Here is a 14,102-nt window from a genome sequence, read left to right on the forward strand (position 1 = left end):
TGCGGGCGGTCTTCAGAAGAAGTTACGTTGCTTGCAGTCAGTAAAACCAAACCTGCGAGCGCCATCGAAGAAGCCATTACCGCAGGGCAGCGTGCCTTCGGTGAAAACTATGTGCAGGAAGGGGTGGATAAAATCCGCTACTTCCAGGAAAAAGGCGTCAACGATCTGCAGTGGCACTTTATCGGCCCGCTGCAGTCCAACAAAAGTCGTCTGGTCGCCGAGCACTTTGACTGGTGCCATACGATCGACCGTCTGCGTATCGCTGCCCGTCTGAGCGAACAGCGCCCGGCGGAATTGCCGCCGCTCAATGTACTGATTCAAATTAATATCAGCGATGAGAACAGTAAGTCAGGCATTCCGCTGGCAGAGCTTGATGCACTGGCCGCTGAAGTCGCTGCACTGCCGCGCATTACCCTGCGTGGTCTGATGGCGATTCCGGCTCCAGAGTCAGATTATGTAAGGCAGTTTGAAGTTGCACAGCAAATGGCGGTAGCATTTGCCGGGTTGAAAACACGCTACCCAGGCATCGACACTCTCTCACTGGGAATGTCTGATGATATGGATGCCGCCATCGCGGCGGGTAGCACGATGGTGCGCATTGGCACTGCCATTTTTGGTGCTCGTGATTACACTAAAAAATAAGGAAAACTAAGGAACACCATGAATACGTTGACCTTCCTGCTCTCAACGGTAATTGAGCTGTATACCATGGCGCTGCTGCTGCGCGTGTGGATGCAATGGTCTCGCTGCGATTTTTACAACCCGTTCTCGCAGTTTATAGTGAAAATCACTCAGCCCATCATTGGGCCGTTACGCCGCATTATTCCCCCGATGGGACCGATCGACAGCGCCTCGGCATTAGTTGCGCTCGTTCTCAGCTTTATCAAAGCAATCGTGCTGTTTAAGGTGGTCACGTTCCAGCCGATCATCTGGATCGCCGCCGTACTGATTGTCCTGAAGACTATCGGGCTGCTGATTTTCTGGGTGCTGCTTGTGATGGCGATTATGAGCTGGGTCAGCCAGGGCCGCAGTCCTGTAGAGTACGTGCTGATTCAACTGGCAGATCCGCTGCTACGTCCTATCCGTCGCATACTTCCAGGCATGGGCGGGATCGATTTCTCCCCAATGATTCTGGTTCTGCTGCTCTACGTTATTAACATGGGCATCGCGGAAGTGTTACAGGCGACAGGCAACATGCTGCTGCCGGGGCTGTGGATGGCGCTATGAGTGCCGTTACACCCTGCGACGACGGTCTGGTTTTACGGCTCTACATTCAGCCTAAAGCCAGCCGTGACAGTATTGTGGGTTTACATGGCGACGAAGTTAAAGTCGCCATTACCGCCCCACCGGTAGATGGCCAGGCCAATAGCCATCTGGTGAAGTTTCTCGGAAAACAGTTCCGTGTGGCAAAAAGCCAGGTCGTCATTGAGAAGGGCGAGCTTGGTCGTCACAAACAGGTTAAAATCATTCATCCGCAACAGATCCCGCCCGAAATTGCGGCGTTAACTGATTAGGTATCCCATGCAAAAAGTTGTCCTCGCGACCGGCAATGCCGGTAAAGTGCGTGAACTAGCCTCTCTTCTGAGTGATTTCGGTCTTGATGTTGTTGCCCAAACGGAACTGGGTGTTGATTCTGCAGACGAGACCGGGCTGACGTTTATTGAGAACGCCATTCTGAAGGCGCGTCATGCCGCGCAAATTACCGGCTTACCGGCCATTGCTGATGACTCAGGTCTGGCAGTAAATGCCCTTGGCGGCGCGCCGGGTATCTATTCAGCCCGCTATTCCGGCGAAGATGCGACCGATCAGCAGAACCTGGAAAAACTGCTTCACACCCTGCAGGATATTCCTGATGACAAGCGCCAGGCGCAGTTCCACTGCGTGCTGGTGTATATGCGCCATGCAGACGATCCAACGCCTGTTGTGTGCCACGGAAGCTGGCCGGGCGTGATTACCCGTGAACCTGCCGGAAACGGTGGTTTTGGCTACGACCCGATCTTCTTTGTGCCGTCTGAAGGGAAAACCGCAGCCGAACTGACCCGTGAAGAAAAGAGTGCAATTTCTCACCGCGGACAGGCGCTAAAGCTGCTGCTGGATGCCCTGCGTAATGGTTAAGCTTCCGCCGCTAAGTCTTTATATTCACATTCCGTGGTGCGTGCAGAAATGCCCGTACTGCGACTTCAACTCGCATGCGCTAAAGGGCGAAGTCCCTCATGATGACTATGTGCAGCATCTGCTGAGCGATCTGGATACTGAGGTGGCCCATGCCCAGGGCCGTGAAGTAAAGACGATTTTTATCGGTGGTGGCACGCCGAGCCTGCTTTCTGGCCCGGCGATGCAAACGCTGCTCGACGGCGTGCGAGCACGGCTGAATCTGGCCGAAGATGCAGAAATCACCATGGAGGCGAATCCCGGGACGGTGGAAGCTGATCGCTTTGTGGATTATCAACGCGCTGGCGTCAACCGTATCTCGATTGGCGTACAGAGCTTTAGCTCCACCAAACTCGAACGTCTGGGACGTATTCACGGGCCGGAAGAAGCCAAACGAGCAGCACACCTGGCGAGCGGTCTGGGGCTACGCAGCTTTAATCTCGACCTGATGCATGGTTTGCCGGATCAGACGCTGGAAGAGGCGCTGGGTGATTTACAGCAGGCAATCGCGCTCAACCCACCGCATCTTTCCTGGTATCAGTTGACCATCGAACCCAACACGCTGTTCGGTTCCCGACCGCCGGTTTTACCGGACGATGACGCGCTGTGGGATATTTTTGAGCAAGGCCACCAGCTACTGACCGCCGCGGGATATCAGCAGTACGAAACCTCAGCCTACGCCAGACCGGGTTATCAGTGTCAGCACAACCTTAACTACTGGCGTTTTGGCGACTATCTTGGCATTGGCTGCGGCGCACACGGTAAGATCACATTCCCTGACGGACGCATCCTGCGCACCACCAAAACACGGCATCCGCGTGGGTATATGCAAGGGCGTTATCTCGAAAGCCAGCGCGATGTTGCCGAAGCCGATAAGCCGTTCGAGTTCTTCATGAATCGTTTCCGGCTGCTGGAAGCCGCGCCTCGCGCGGAGTTTACGCAATATACCGGTCTTACCGAAGACGTTATTCGTCGACAGATCGATGAGGCTATTTCCCAGGGCTACCTGAGTGAATGCGATGAGTACTGGCAGATTACCCAACACGGTAAGCTGTTCTTGAACTCGCTGCTGGAGCTGTTTCTGGCGGAGTGATGGCTGGTGAACGTAGGCCTGATAAGCGTAGCGCCATCAGGAAAATTGCCGGATGGCGGCTGCGTCTTATCCGGCCTACAGGGTTAGGGCGGTAAGCGCAGCCACCTTCATCGATTAATACTGATTAAACATTTCCTGGATCTGCTTAGGATCCTTGGTTTGAGTCAGCGCAAGCTGCAGCAGAACACGTGCTTTTTGCGGGTTCAGGGAACCTGAAGCCACAAATCCGTATTTTGCATCATCAACTTCTGCATCCTGTGTAGTGGCGCCCGTTGGTACACGGGATGAACGCACTACAACGGTACCTTTATGCGCGGCGGTTGCCAGCGTATCGAAAATGGTTTTATACAGGTTACCGTTACCTACACCCGCACTGACGATCCCGGCGTAACCCGCATCCACCAGCGCTTTTGCCGGCAGATCGGAGGCATTAGCGTAGTTATAAACAATCCCAACTTTCGGCAGTTCGGTCAGCTTAGACACATCGAACGGAGTAGACGTGGTGTGCTTACGCGCAGGCGTACGCTGGTAGTCGATTTTACCGTTATGGATGTAACCCAGCGGGCCGTAGTTAACGGATTTGAAGGTAGCGACGTCGGTAGTGTTGGTTTTAGTCACGTCACGACCATCCATAACGGTGTCGTTCATCACCACCAGCACTCCGCGGTTGGCAGAGGCTTTGTCTGCGGCAGTTACTACCGCGTTATACAAGTTGAACGGGCCATCAGCGCTCATACCCGTAGACGGACGCATTGCGCCGACCAGCACCACCGGCTTGTTGCACTTGACGGTCAGGTCGAGGAAATAGGCGGTTTCTTCCATGGTATCCGTACCATGTGTTACCACGAAGCCGTCGGTTTTATCACACTCGGTATTAATCTTTTTCGCCAGCGTTAACCAGACTTCGTCATTCATATCCTGGGAGCCGATATTCACCACCTGCTCGCCTTTAACGACAGCGATATCTTTCAATTGAGGTACGGCCTCAACCAGATTTTCTACGCCAACCTTGCCTGCCGTGTAGTTAGATTTTGTCGCGGAATCACCGCCGCCGGCAATCGTCCCACCGGTCGCTAAAATGGTGATGTTTGGCAGTGCAAGCGCCGCGCCGCTGAAACCCATAACCAGTGCGGCAAGTGCCGTTTTCTTGAAAAACTCCATGTTATTTCTCCAGTTACTTGAATTTGCAGCATTATGTCTATCCTACAGATGAATAATGTGACGAGTTCCAATTAACCAGATTTATATCTCCACCAAATTGCCGTTCTTAGAGATGGATATCAAAAAAACAGAAATATACAAAATAAAACGGCACAGAATGTTTCTGTGCCGTTAATAAGAGGTGAAGATTATTTCAGAGTGCTAACCAGCGTTTTACGATCGTTTTCCAGCGTCACAACGCGGGAACAGACATCTTTGCCAAACTGCTGGAAGTCTTGTTCCTGATTCTTCCATTCGTTCTGAATTGAGGTCTGCAAACCACCGAGGCTTCCGAGTACGCCCTGCAGTGGATTACCACCGCCTTTGAGCACGGCTTTAGCTCCCATCTCGTTGATGCTGTCCTGCAAAATGCCGCCCATCGCCTGATTCACCAGCTGTTGTCCGTCCGCGCGGACCTGATCAATCGCCTTATAATGGAAAGTCAGGCCATCAGTTCGATGCTCGATGATGCGGTTCATCTGCTCTTTCAATTGCGCATCCAGCTTGGTTAAGCGGCCACGCATGTTGCTGCTTTCACCGACCTCTTTGGCGATGATTTTGTCTAGCGCCACGCGACCTTTCTCTACGCGCGCTCTGGCACCTTCGTCGATCCACGGCAGGCTGCTACGCAACGCCGCCTGATAATCTTTGGCCTGCTCACGCTGTGCGGCGTTCAGGTTGTACTGTTTACCGTTGAAGGTGACATCGCCAGCCTGGGTAATAACCAGGTCGCCATTCTCGCCCTTCACCTGCACCGTTTGTGGGCTCAAAATCACATCGTCACGCGGGGTGACGCTGCACTGGTAATCTGCATGTGCGGCCATCGCCGTGAACGTTAGGACTGCCGCCAGCAGCGTTTTGCGCATCATATCTTTTCCTCAATACAAATCGGGTCGGCATTTGCCGACCCTGTGCTACTTAGTCCCACCAAATATCGAAAAGTTCGCTGGTACGCACTTCTTCGAGTTTGTGCTCTTCCAGCCACTTACGCACGATTGCCTGGTGTTCTTCGGTGCATTTGCCGATTTCCTGCAGACAGATCAGACCTTCCCAGGCCAGATAGCCGCTGCCGTCAAAAGCCAGCTTGTTCGGTTCGATGACTTCATTGATAAAGTCATCAACGATTTGATCGACCTGCTCTCCAGATGTACCTTCCGGGAAACGCCATGCAACCGAAAATCCTACTTCCTGGAATTCTTCGATGTGCATCTTTTTACGCAGACGACGGCTACGGTTCTTTGCCATTATTTCACCCTCTCGAACATTAAGTCCCATACGCCGTGGCCAAGACGATGACCACGTTGTTCAAATTTGGTTACCGGGCGCGATTCCGGGCGCGGTACATAATCGTTACTCTCTGACTGGTTTTTATACCCGTCAATCGAGGACATCACTTCAAGCATGTGCTCCGCATACGCTTCCCAGTCGGTCGCCATATGGAACACGCCGCCCAGCTTCAGCTTACTTAAGATATGCTCAGCAAACGGTACCTGAACGATACGGCGTTTATTATGACGTGCTTTATGCCACGGGTCAGGGAAAAACAGCTGAACCATAGATAAAGAATTGTCAGGAATCATTTTATGCAGGACTTCAACGGCATCATGGCACATGACGCGCAGGTTCTCGACACCCTCTTCATGGGCTGAAGCCAGACACGCACCAACGCCCGGTGAGTGAACCTCAATGCCGAGGAAATTCTGTTCCGGACGCGCTTTCGCCATTGCAACCAGCGACGCTCCCATACCAAAACCGATTTCCAGCGTGACTGGCGCGTCACGGCCAAACAGTTCTGCGAAATCTACAGGCTCTTCGCTGAACTCAACGCCCATCACCGGCCAGTAGTTTTCCAGCGCGTGTTCCTGCCCTTTCGTCAGTCGCCCCTGGCGACGAACAAAACTACGAATCCGGCGCAGAGGGCGGCCGTTTTCATCAAATTCCGGTGAAATGACGTCGTTCTTCATAAAAGTTTAGTCTGCTGTGTTTGAGTTCTGAAAACGGGCATTATCCAAAGTTAGTTGCCGGATGCAAGTAAAGGAAGAAAGTGAGCAGCGGAAAGTTCCGGTTTACACCCCGTTGCCGCTGTGCTGCAATCTTGCCCCCGGCAATAATGAAACGGTAATCATGCAAGCGTCTCAATTTTCGGCTCAGGTTTTGAGCTGGTACGACAAATACGGGCGGAAAACGCTGCCCTGGCAAATTGACAAGACGCCTTACAAAGTATGGCTCTCTGAGGTAATGCTGCAACAAACTCAGGTTGCGACCGTTATCCCTTATTTTGAGCGCTTTATGGCGCGCTTCCCAACGGTAACGGATTTAGCCCATGCGCCGCTGGATGAAGTTCTGCATTTGTGGACCGGGCTGGGTTATTACGCCCGTGCGCGTAATCTGCATAAAGCCGCGCAGCAGGTTGTGACGCTGCATAGCGGTATATTTCCGCAAACCTTTGATGAAGTAGCCGCCCTACCTGGCGTCGGACGTTCAACCGCAGGCGCGATCCTTTCTCTCTCTCTGGGTCAGCATTTTCCGATTCTCGACGGTAACGTCAAACGCGTGCTGGCTCGCTGTTATGCTGTAAGCGACTGGCCGGGTAAAAAAGAGGTCGAAAAGAAGCTGTGGGAGCTGAGTGAGCAAGTTACGCCGGCCCAGGGTGTTGAGCGTTTTAATCAGGCGATGATGGATTTAGGCGCCATGGTCTGTACGCGCTCAAAACCTAAATGTTCCCTGTGTCCGTTGGAAAATGGCTGTGTGGCGAGCGCCAATGCAAGTTGGGCGCTGTATCCCGGTAAAAAGCCCAAACAGACGCTACCGGAACGAACGGGCTATTTTTTACTGATGCAGCATGATGACGAAGTGCTGCTTACACAGCGACCGCCCAGCGGCTTATGGGGTGGTTTATACTGTTTTCCGCAGTTTGACGACGAAGATGGACTGCGCAACTGGCTGGCGCAACGACAAATTAACGCAGATAATCTGACCCAACTTAATGCGTTTCGCCATACCTTTAGCCATTTCCACTTAGATATTGTGCCTATGTGGCTTCCCGTGTCTTCATTCACCTCATGCATGGATGAAGGCAACGCGCTCTGGTATAACTTAGCGCAACCGCCGTCGGTCGGACTGGCGGCTCCCGTGGAGCGTTTGTTACAGCAATTACGTGCCGGTACACACGTTTAACGTACCGGACGATAGAGAGGACTTTTTATGAGCAGAACGATTTTTTGCACTTTCCTGCAACGCGAAGCAGAAGGCCAGGATTTTCAGCTGTACCCGGGCGATCTGGGAAAACGCATTTATAACGAGATTTCTAAAGAAGCATGGGCGCAATGGCAGCATAAACAGACCATGCTGATTAACGAGAAAAAACTCAATATGATGAACGTCGAACACCGTAAGTTACTGGAACAGGAGATGATTAACTTCCTGTTTGAAGGTAAGGATGTGCATATTGAAGGCTATACGCCAGAATCATAAGAACCGTTGCCGGATGGCGCTGCGCTTATCCGGCCTACGTTTTAATCTGGTCCTTGCAAACAACAAACACAACACGCACTCCCGGAATGATGAAAAAATTTCTCGCGCTTGCCGTTATTGCGCCGTTGCTCATCTCCTGTTCCAGTTCGACCAAAAAAGGCGATTCCTATAACGAAGCCTGGGTCAAGGATACCAACGGTTTTGATATTCTGATGGGGCAATTTGCCCATAATATTGAGAATTTGTGGGGATTTAAGGAAGTGCTGATTGCGGGTCCGAAGGACTACGTCAAGTATACCGATCAGTATCAAACCCGCAGCCACATCAACTTTGATGACGGTACGATAACCGTCGAGACCATTGCCGGGACAGATCCCGCCGGACACCTGCGTCGGGCGATTATCAAGACATTGCTGATGGGCGATGATCCGGGTTCTATCGACCTCTATTCCGATGTCGACGACATTAAGATTTCCAAAGAGCCATTCCTGTACGGACAGGTGGTTGATAATACCGGCCAGCCCATTCGTTGGGAGGGGCGTGCCACCAACTTTGCCAACTACCTGCTGCAAACACGACTTAAAAGCCGCAGCAATGGCCTGCGTATCATCTATAGCGTGACGATCAATCTGGTGCCGAACCACCTTGATAAGCGCGCGCATAAATACGTCGGTATGGTGCGTCAGGCTTCACGTAAGTACGGCGTCGACGAGTCGCTGATTCTGGCTATCATGCAAACCGAATCCTCGTTTAACCCGTATGCGGTGAGCCATGCCGATGCGCTGGGACTGATGCAGGTGGTACAGCACAGCGCCGGGAAAGATGTGTTCCGCTCGCAAGGGCGCTCAGGCACACCAAGCCGTAGCTTCTTGTTTGACCCGGCCAGCAACATTGATACCGGTACGGCCTATCTGGCAATGCTCAACAATGTCTATTTGGGTGGTATCGATAATCCGACCTCACGTCGCTATGCGGTAATCACCGCGTATAACGGCGGCGCGGGCAGCGTGCTGCGCGTGTTCTCGAACGATAAAATTCAGGCCGCGAATATCATTAACAGCATGTCTCCAGGTGACGTTTATCAAACGCTGACCACCCGACATCCCTCTGCTGAATCACGCCGATACCTTTACAAGGTCAATTCCGCACAAAAATCCTATCGACGCCGCTAATGTATTCCTCTTCAGCCCCCTAAAACGGGGGCCTGAAGCACCAAAAATGTTAACTCCATCACTCTTTTGCTTTGCAATCAGAAATTGTTTGCAAATATTTGTCACAGGTAACAAAAAAAGAGTGCCTCTCATTGATAGAATCACATCATATAGCCACGGCAAATGTGCCTTTTAAAACATTCATCCGCATTACGGTGTGAGGAAATTAACATGAATCTTAAGCTGCAGCTGAAAGTTCTCTCGTTTCTGCAGTTCTGCTTATGGGGTAGTTGGCTCACTACCCTCGGCTCCTATATGTTTGTCACCCTTAAATTCGATGGTGCATCCATTGGCGCGGTGTATAGCTCGCTGGGGATCGCCGCCGTGTTTATGCCAACGCTGTTAGGGATCGTGGCCGATAAATGGATCAGTGCGAAGTGGGTTTACGCCCTTTGCCACCTGGTCGGCGCAGGAACGCTGTTTGCCGCAGCCGAAGTCACCACGCCAGGGGCCATGTTCTTTGTGATCTTGCTTAACTCCCTGGCCTATATGCCAACACTGGGGCTAATCAACACCATCTCCTACTATCGCCTGCAATCTGCCGGGATGGATATCGTTACCGACTTCCCGCCAATTCGTATCTGGGGCACCATCGGCTTTATTCTGGCGATGTGGGCCGTGAGCTTCTCCGGCTTTGAACTGAGCCATATGCAGCTGTATATCGGTGCGACATTGTCCCTGGTACTGGTACTGTTCACCCTGACGCTGCCGCATATTCCGGTTGCCAATCAGCAGAAAAACCAGAGCTGGACATCAATGCTCGGTCTGGATGCTTTCGCGCTGTTTAAAAACAAGCGTATGGCGATTTTCTTCATCTTCTCAATGATGCTGGGCGCAGAGCTGCAGATTACCAATATGTTTGGTAACACCTTCCTGCACAGCTTCGATAACAACCCGCTGTTCTCCGGTAGCTTTATCGTGGAACACGCATCGGTGATGATGTCGATTTCACAGATTTCCGAGACGCTGTTTATCCTGACCATCCCGTTCTTCTTAAGCCGTTACGGTATTAAGAACGTGATGCTTATCAGTATTGTGGCGTGGATGCTGCGCTTCGGCCTGTTTGCCTACGGCGATCCAACGCCGTTCGGTACCGTGCTGCTGGTTCTGTCGATGATTGTTTACGGCTGCGCCTTCGACTTCTTCAACATCTCTGGTTCTGTGTTCGTGGAGAAAGAAGTACGCCCTGAAATCCGCGCCAGCGCACAGGGTATGTTCCTGATGATGACCAACGGCTTCGGTTGTATTCTGGGCGGACTGGTGAGCGGTAAAGTCGTTGAACACTATACGCTGAACGGTATTACCGACTGGCAGACCGTGTGGTTGATCTTCGCAGGTTACTCGCTGGTTCTGGCTTTTGCCTTCGTTGCGCTGTTTAAATACAAACACGTACGCGTTCCAGCAGGCACCCAGACTATCGCGCACTAACTTTTACGCAGAGAAAAGCGGGTTGCCAAAAGGTAACCCGCTTTTTTTTCGCTTACTTCACAACATATCCATACAGGCGCTTAATACCGTCTGTATCCGTTTCACTGTAAACACCTTGCAGCTCCGGCGAGAAGCCTGGCAGCAGGTTTACGCCCTCTTCCAGCGCCAGGAAATATTGCTGTACCGCCCCACCCCATACTTCGCCCGGTACCACGCACAGCACGCCCGGAGGATAAGGCAGCGCACCTTCCGCCGCAATGCGGCCAGCTGCTTCACTAATCCGCACCAGTTCAACATCACCACGGATAAAAGCGCTGTTCGCATCCTGTGGGTTCATCGCCACGGCAGGTAAACTTTCCTGACGGAACATCGCTTTTTGCAGATCTTTCACATCAAAGCTGACGTACAGTGAGTGCATCTCCTGGCACAGTTCACGCAGCGTGTAATCCCGATAGCGTACCGGATACTTATTGAAGATGGTTGGCAGCACATCTGCCAGCGGCGTATCGTCTTCAATATGCTGCTCAAACTGCGCCAGCATCGCCACCAGTTGCGCCAGTTTCTCTGCGCTTTCTGCCGGGGTCAGCAGGAACAGAATCGAGTTAAGGTCGCATTTCTCCGGCACGATGCCGTTTTCACGCAGGTAATGCGCCAGAATCGTCGCCGGAATACCAAACTCGGTATATTGCCCGGTTTGTGCGTCAATGCCCGGAGTGGTTAACAGCAGTTTGCAAGGGTCAACGAAATACTGGTCGCGCGCGTAGCCGGAAAAACCATGCCATTTAGCACCTGGTTCGAAGCTAAAGAAGCGACGCTCGCTGGCAATCACCTGCGTCGGATAGCTTTCCCACGGTTTGCCATCGACTACCGGGGGAACAAACGGCTGAATCATCTTACAGCGGGTAATAATCGCTTTACGGGCCTCAATGCCCAGCGTCACACACTCCGCCCACAGCCGACGACCACTCTCGCCTTCATGGATTTTGGCGTTAACATCCAGCGCCGCAAACAGCGGGTAAAACGGACTGGTAGAAGCATGCAGCATAAATGCATTATTCAGACGCTTATGCGGGCAGAACCGCGCCTGACCGCGAATATGGTTATCCTTTTTGTGGATCTGCGAGGTTTGCGAGAATCCGGCCTGCTGTTTGTGTACCGACTGGGTGACAAAGATCCCCGGATCGTTAGCATCGAGATCCAACAGCAGCGGTGACCCATCGGCCATCATCGGAATAAATTGTTCGTAGCCGACCCATGCTGAGTCAAACAGGATGTAATCACACAGATGACCGATCTTGTCGATCACCTGCCGGGCATTGTAGATCGTACCGTCATAAGTGCCGAGCTGAATGATCGCCAGACGGAACGGGCGCGGTTGTTCTGCCTTTTGCGGCGAAATATCACGAAGTTGCTGGCGCAGATACTCCTCATCAAAGCAGTGCTCGTCAATGCCGCCAATAAAGCCAAACGGATTACGCGCCGCTTCCAGATACACCGGCGTCGCACCCGCCTGGATCAGCGCACCGTGGTGGTTCGACTTATGGTTATTACGGTCAAATAGCACCAGATCGCCGCGCGTCAGCAGCGCATTGGTTACTACTTTATTGGCCGCAGAGGTCCCGTTCAGCACAAAGTAGGTTTTATCCGCGTGGAAAACTTTCGCAGCAAATTTCTGCGCATGTTTCGCCGAGCCTTCATGAATCAGCAGATCGCCAAGCTTAACGTCGGCGTTGCACATATCCGCGCGAAACAGATTCTCACCAAAGAACTCGTAGAAATGGCGCCCCGCGGGATGCTTTTTAAAGAACTCACCGTGTTGATGTCCTGGGCAGGCAAATGTGCTGTTCCCCATCTCGACATACTGAGTCAACGTGTCATAGAACGGCGGCAGCAAATCTTCTTCATACTGACAGGCAGCAGACTCCAGCTCCAGCCAGTCCTGCGCCTGACCGCGAATGACCGCATTCACGCCCGCCGGCAGATCAACATCCGACTCTGCGAACAGAAACACGGGTATATGAAAACCGGTGCGTTTCAGCAAAGCAAGGATCCCGCTGCGGCTATCCGCAACGGTAATGACGACTGCCGCAACGTCAGTAAAATCAGTACTGTCCAGCGACACCACCTGACGATGGCTGGACAGACGAGAAACCAGTTCTCCACTGGCGGCAATTTTCATTGATTTCATAAGCGCAATAACCCGTTTCGGGAAAATCAAAAGTCCCGGACAAAGCCACATTGCTTTGCCCACGAAATGACAGGTCAAACTGGTTACCAGCCCCGACCGCCAGACATCAGTAAAAGCAGATAGCCTCTGATTTTACTGTTATCCTGCAGTGAGCGTGCGCTGCCCTCACCGCATGGTGGGAGCGTAAAGATAAGTCGCAGGAAGGGGCAAACGTCGCGCAAAAAGGCGATGTTGAAGGCGATGTAGGGGGAGTAATATCATCCCAGGCAGCCCCATTCAGACAGGAGAAAATTCGCGCAATCATGGCACCTTTCACTTTCAGGCGCAAGATAAAATCCCGCGCCCGAACCTCACAGATAAACAAGCATTTCGTCTGTCAATCGCGGCATAATAATGCAATCTGAAAACATATTTTACCCAGAGAATTGCCTTTAGCATCAAGACGATAATGGGTACGCAGGAGCAAACGTGGTAATTGGACCCTTTATTAATGCTGGCGCTATTTTATTTGGTGGTGTTCTCGGCGCACTACTCAGCCAGCATTTACCGGAACGCATTCGTGCCTCCATGACCTCCATATTCGGACTGTGCTCTTTGGGAATTGGTATTTTGCTGGTTATCAAGTGCGCTAACCTACCGGTGATGGTCCTGGCTACGTTAGTCGGTGCATTAATTGGCGAGTTCTGTTATCTGGAAAAAGGGATCAATACCGCGGTTGCCAAAGCGCAGCAGCTTTTCACCCGGTCGGATGCCAACACCACACACGAATCCTTCATCCAGAGCTATGTGGCCATCATCGTGCTATTTTGCGCCAGTGGTACCGGGATCTTCGGGGCGATACATGAAGGGATGACCGGCGACCCGAATATTTTAATCGCGAAGTCGTTTCTTGATTTCTTCACGGCCATCATTTTTGCCTGTTCATTAGGTATCGCGGTATCGGCAATTTGTGTACCAATGCTGGCAATCCAGCTAACGCTTGCCACCTGCGCAGCACTTATTTTGCCCCTGACGACGCCAGCCATGATGGCCGATTTCAGCGCCGTAGGTGGACTGCTGTTGTTGGCAACCGGTTTACGTATTTGTGGAATCAAAATGTTTGCGGTTGTGAATATGCTTCCTGCCCTTCTGCTGGCAATGCCGCTTTCCGCCGCGTGGACGGCATTTTTTGCCTGAGAATGCGTGCAATAGCAACAATGTGGTGATAGATTGTGCAGTCTGCGTTGATTTGAAGAAATTTCGTTGACGAAACGAAGCGAATCGGTTTTAATGCGCCTCGTTGCCCGGATAGCTCAGTCGGTAGAGCAGGGGATTGAAAATCCCCGTGTCCTTGGTTCGATTCCGAGTCCGGGCACCA

Annotated in this window: 15 protein-coding genes and 1 tRNA gene; 11 read left to right on the forward strand and 5 right to left on the reverse strand. The window is 52.2% G+C overall.

Annotation, left to right across the window (positions count from 1 at the left end; all coding sequences use genetic code 11):
- The 5 genes from OGX89_RS16485 to hemW form a co-directional block, all read left to right on the forward strand.
- On the forward strand, positions 1–642 hold a 642-nt coding region (locus OGX89_RS16485), incomplete at its 5' end, for a YggS family pyridoxal phosphate-dependent enzyme (protein ID WP_286560795.1).
- 18 nt (positions 643–660) lie between these two features.
- Positions 661–1,227, forward strand: a complete 567-nt coding sequence (locus OGX89_RS16490) for a YggT family protein (protein ID WP_003825417.1) — start codon at positions 661–663, stop codon at positions 1,225–1,227.
- Positions 1,224–1,514: a DUF167 family protein YggU gene (gene yggU / locus OGX89_RS16495; RefSeq protein WP_003027101.1), complete on the forward strand. Its 291-nt coding sequence runs from the start codon at positions 1,224–1,226 to the stop codon at positions 1,512–1,514. The genes OGX89_RS16490 and yggU overlap by 4 nt, the downstream gene beginning before the upstream one ends.
- 7 nt (positions 1,515–1,521) lie before the next feature.
- Complete coding sequence (locus tag OGX89_RS16500) at positions 1,522–2,115, forward strand: XTP/dITP diphosphatase (RefSeq protein WP_003825414.1); 594 nt, start codon at positions 1,522–1,524, stop codon at positions 2,113–2,115.
- Entirely contained in the window at positions 2,108–3,244 is a 1,137-nt protein-coding gene (gene hemW, locus OGX89_RS16505; protein WP_048236736.1) for a radical SAM family heme chaperone HemW, read from the forward strand. Before OGX89_RS16500 ends, hemW begins: the two co-directional genes overlap by 8 nt.
- A 114-nt stretch (positions 3,245–3,358) precedes the next feature.
- Here the strand turns inward: hemW and ansB are convergent, their stop codons facing one another.
- The 4 genes from ansB to trmB all read right to left on the reverse strand — a co-directional run bounded on the left by ansB (position 3,359) and on the right by trmB (position 6,408).
- Positions 3,359–4,405: an L-asparaginase 2 gene (ansB, locus tag OGX89_RS16510; RefSeq protein ID WP_003027108.1), complete on the reverse strand. Its 1,047-nt coding sequence runs from the start codon at positions 4,403–4,405 to the stop codon at positions 3,359–3,361.
- Positions 4,406–4,593: 188 nt separating this feature from the next.
- A complete protein-coding gene (locus OGX89_RS16515; protein WP_003825409.1) occupies positions 4,594–5,313 on the reverse strand; it encodes a YggN family protein in 720 nt (239 codons plus the stop codon).
- Positions 5,314–5,362: 49 nt separating this feature from the next.
- Positions 5,363–5,689 carry a YggL family protein gene (locus OGX89_RS16520; RefSeq protein WP_003027115.1) on the reverse strand — a complete coding sequence of 109 codons (327 nt, stop codon included), beginning with the start codon at positions 5,687–5,689 and terminating at the stop codon, positions 5,363–5,365.
- Complete coding sequence (trmB, locus tag OGX89_RS16525) at positions 5,689–6,408, reverse strand: tRNA (guanosine(46)-N7)-methyltransferase TrmB (RefSeq protein WP_003825406.1); 720 nt, start codon at positions 6,406–6,408, stop codon at positions 5,689–5,691. Before trmB ends, OGX89_RS16520 begins: the two co-directional genes overlap by 1 nt.
- 160 nt (positions 6,409–6,568) lie before the next feature.
- Between trmB and mutY the strand changes: the two genes are divergently transcribed.
- The 4 genes from mutY to OGX89_RS16545 all read left to right on the forward strand — a co-directional run bounded on the left by mutY (position 6,569) and on the right by OGX89_RS16545 (position 10,557).
- On the forward strand, positions 6,569–7,621 hold the full coding sequence (gene mutY, locus OGX89_RS16530) for an A/G-specific adenine glycosylase (protein WP_032934106.1): 1,053 nt from the start codon (positions 6,569–6,571) through the stop codon (positions 7,619–7,621).
- 27 nt (positions 7,622–7,648) lie between these two features.
- Positions 7,649–7,918 carry an oxidative damage protection protein gene (locus OGX89_RS16535; protein ID WP_003027126.1) on the forward strand — a complete coding sequence of 90 codons (270 nt, stop codon included), beginning with the start codon at positions 7,649–7,651 and terminating at the stop codon, positions 7,916–7,918.
- 86 nt (positions 7,919–8,004) lie between these two features.
- Positions 8,005–9,090, forward strand: a complete 1,086-nt coding sequence (gene mltC, locus OGX89_RS16540; RefSeq protein WP_008785777.1) for a membrane-bound lytic murein transglycosylase MltC — start codon at positions 8,005–8,007, stop codon at positions 9,088–9,090.
- 210 nt (positions 9,091–9,300) lie between these two features.
- The gene (locus tag OGX89_RS16545) at positions 9,301–10,557 is read left to right on the forward strand and encodes a nucleoside permease (protein ID WP_008785778.1); all 1,257 of its coding nucleotides are present in this window, start codon (positions 9,301–9,303) and stop codon (positions 10,555–10,557) included.
- A gap of 52 nt (positions 10,558–10,609) precedes the next feature.
- Here the strand turns inward: OGX89_RS16545 and OGX89_RS16550 are convergent, their stop codons facing one another.
- Positions 10,610–12,745, reverse strand: a complete 2,136-nt coding sequence (locus tag OGX89_RS16550) for an ornithine decarboxylase (RefSeq protein ID WP_126956591.1) — start codon at positions 12,743–12,745, stop codon at positions 10,610–10,612.
- 468 nt (positions 12,746–13,213) lie between these two features.
- On the opposite strand from OGX89_RS16550, the gene OGX89_RS16555 reads away from it, so the two are divergent.
- Both OGX89_RS16555 and OGX89_RS16560 read left to right on the forward strand, forming a co-directional pair.
- The gene (locus tag OGX89_RS16555) at positions 13,214–13,921 is read left to right on the forward strand and encodes a DUF554 domain-containing protein (protein WP_003825390.1); all 708 of its coding nucleotides are present in this window, start codon (positions 13,214–13,216) and stop codon (positions 13,919–13,921) included.
- 105 nt (positions 13,922–14,026) lie between these two features.
- A tRNA-Phe gene (locus tag OGX89_RS16560) sits at positions 14,027–14,102 on the forward strand.

The organism is Citrobacter sp. Cpo103, assembly GCF_030332605.1.
Lineage (GTDB): Bacteria > Pseudomonadota > Gammaproteobacteria > Enterobacterales > Enterobacteriaceae > Citrobacter > Citrobacter portucalensis.